The sequence below is a fragment of the Thermanaerothrix sp. genome (assembly GCF_056331585.1).
The window spans coordinates 1-3,003 of the sequence record NZ_JBWGPQ010000073.1 but is presented as its reverse complement, the minus strand read 5'-3'; the positions used below and the strand labels follow the sequence as shown (position 1 = coordinate 3,003).

Below are 3,003 nucleotides of genomic sequence, written 5' to 3'. Positions count from 1 at the left end.
TGCAGGCTGGGAGCATCGAAGCCGGTCAGCCACATATCGCGCACAATGACTAACTTGAAAGGATCGTTGGGATCGCGAAAACGGTTTGCCAGCGCTTCGCGGCGGCGTTTGTCGCGGATGTGGGGCTGCCAGTCGGGCGGGTCGGCGGCTGAACCGGTCATCACCACCTTGATCTGCCCCCGTTCGTCATCGGGATCTTCCCATTCCGGGCGCAGGCGGACAATCTCGCGGTACAATTCCACCGCAATGCGGCGGCTCATGCAGACGACCATCCCCTTGCCTTCCAGTGCGGCAAGGCGCTGTTCAAAATGCTCGACAATATCACGTGCCAGCAATTCCAGACGGCGGGGTGCACCCACAATGGCTTCTAATTGCGCCCATTTGGTCTTGAGTTGCTCCTTGCGCTCCACTTCTTCGCCTTCGGTGACCTCTTCGAACTCCCTGTCAATTTTGGGCTTAAGTTCGTCGGGCAGGTTGAGTTTGGCCAGGCGGCTCTCGTAATAAATTGGCACGGTGGCGCGGTCTTCAACAGAGCGTTGAATATCGTAAATGCTGATGTAATCGCCAAATACGGCACGGGTGTTGCGGTCGCCCAGTTCAATCGGTGTGCCGGTAAAGGCGATGAACGAGGCATTGGGCAAAGCATCGCGCATGTGACGGGCGTAGCCGTCAATAAAATCATACTGGCTGCGGTGGGCTTCATCCGCAATGACCACGATGTTGCGTCGTTCAGAGAGGGTGGGGTTGCGGTCGCCTTTCTCTTCGGGAAGGAACTTTTGAATGGTAGTGAAGATAACCCCGCCCGACTGCACCGCGAGCAGATCTCGCAGGTGGGCGCGGCTTTCTGCCTGTACCGGGGCCTGACGGAGCAAATCCTGGCAGCGGGAAAATGTGCCGAACAGTTGATCGTCCAGGTCGTTGCGGTCGGTCAGCACAACCAGGGTGGGGTTTTGCATGGCGGGTTCGCGGATGATCCGCCCGGCGTAAAACGCCATCGTCAGGCTCTTGCCGCTGCCTTGAGTGTGCCAGATCACCCCCACCCTCCGGTCGCCCGGTTGACCGCCCGGTTGACGGCGCGTTAGGTAGCCGGAAGTCTGTTCACAGATGACCTGTTGCATCGCCGAGGCGCGCAGGGTTTCCTGCACAGCAATTTGCACGGCATGAAACTGATGATAACCGGCTACTTTTTTGACCAGCCGCGAAGGATCGCTCTCGAAAACGATGAAATCGCGCAGCAGAGCCAGCAAACGCGCCGGGTTGAACACTCCCTCCAGCAAAACTTGCAATTCAGGAACACGCGGCGCGCCCAACTGAGCGCTTAAATCGTCCACCGATGGGTAAAAATCTTCGCCGGTGATGGTGCGCCAGGGTTTGAACCATTCCTGCCCGGCATCCAGCACGCCAAGGCGGGCTTCTAAACCATCCGAGATGACCAGCAATTCGTTGAAAGCAAACAGGGTGGGTAGTTCAGAGCGATAGGTTTGCAGTTGCTGATAGGCAGTCCAGATGGTGGCTTGCTCATCGGTGGGATTTTTGAGTTCGATGATGACCAGCGGCAAGCCGTTGATGAAAAGGAGAATATCTGGTCGGCGCGAGTGACGGTTTTCTACCACAGCAAATTGATTGACGGCCAGAAAGTCGTTGTTGGCTGGGTTGTCGAAATCCAGAACGCGTGCCTGCGCGCCGCGGATTCCGCCATCGGCAGCGCGGTATTCTATGTTGACGCCTTCGATCAGCATTTTGTGGAAAGCGCGGTTGCGCGAGAGAATATCCGCGCCTTCGGGATGGGTCAGACGGCGGAAGGTGTCTTCCAGCGCTTCGGCGGGGAGATCGGGGTTGAGCAAGGCTAACGCATCCCGCAGGCGGCGCTCCAGAACGACCTCGGAAAAACTCCTCCGTTCGGGGGTAGCGCCATCCGGGGCAATCTCGCTGCCGTTCTTGACCCGCCAGCCAAGGGCTTCCAGCCAAGCGAGGGCGGCGGATTCGACGGTGGATTCGGTCAGATATACCATAGTACGTCCTCCGGGTGGGGCACGGCAGGCTGTATCCCCATAACATCTAGATTTTCCCGGTCCAGCGCCCATTGAAGCACGTTATTCAAAATGTATGCCCGGATGTGGTTTAGCGATTCACTGCTGCGGATGATGTGTTCGTAATAACCACGTTGCCAGACGGGCGCGCCGGGTGTGCCGTGGCATTCGTTGATCCGTTTGGTGACGGCGGATTTGTATGAACGAACGATTGTGGGGATGGACCCAGGAATGGGGTTGCCAAATTTTTCGCCTGTGGATAGATCCCGTGGTAGGGGCACGGCGTCGTTCGGTAGGGGCACGGCATGCCGTGCCCCTACGTTGTACGTCACATCCGACGATTCCAGCAACACGATAACACCGTGCACATGGTTTGGCATGATCACGAATTCATCCAATTGGGCGTTGGAACAATGGTTCGGGATATCCAGCCAACATTGGCGGGCAATTACCCCTGCATCGTTCAAACGCATTTCCCCATCTATCACCTGGCCAAACAAACACGCGCGATCCCGCGTCACGGTGGTGATGAAATACGCCCCTGGCTGGGTGTAATCATATCCCTGCAGGCGTATGGATCGGCGATGATGTTTTTGCGGATCATATTTCATAGTCCTCGCTCCTGCAAAAACCTTTCCGCATCCTTCACCCGCAGCGCGCCGGAGATGAGCTTAGGCAGCAGCGCATCGCGCAGAGCGACTAGCGTGTGGGATTCGATCTCAGCAAATTCAATCCGAGCATCCATTGGTTCGCAAAGTTGCTCAAACGCTTCAATTACTTGTGATGGGACAATGACACACTGAATTGCGTGAAAGTCCTTCTTGCTGATTGAACCGAACACGGTTCCTTCTGCTTCGAAGCGGTTGAACACGTCAGCTAGTTCCTGCATGAAGTAATAGGTGTAGGACTTGGCTCCACTCTTGTGTCTCGCGGCAGCTACACCGCGCCCGATAGCACAGTCCTCAAATGCCAG

3 protein-coding genes are annotated in these 3,003 nt (G+C 56.6%); all 3 read right to left on the bottom strand.

Annotated elements, in window-relative coordinates:
* Positions 1-2,012: type I restriction endonuclease subunit R (locus AC01YT_RS13545; protein ID WP_476676278.1), on the bottom strand; the 2,012-nt coding region annotated here is incomplete at its 3' end.
* Positions 2,000-2,641, bottom strand: coding sequence for a transposase (locus tag AC01YT_RS13540; protein ID WP_476676276.1), 642 nt, complete (start codon positions 2,639-2,641; stop codon positions 2,000-2,002). The genes AC01YT_RS13540 and AC01YT_RS13545, both read right to left, overlap by 13 nt.
* A partial coding sequence (locus AC01YT_RS13535) for a restriction endonuclease subunit S domain-containing protein (protein WP_476676274.1) occupies positions 2,638-3,003 on the bottom strand: 366 nt, incomplete at its 5' end. The genes AC01YT_RS13535 and AC01YT_RS13540, both read right to left, overlap by 4 nt.

Coding starts and splice junctions, on each gene's coding strand:
- AC01YT_RS13540 (WP_476676276.1), bottom strand. CDS start 2,641: ATGAAATATGATCCGCAAAAACATCATCGCCGATCCATACGCCTGCAG.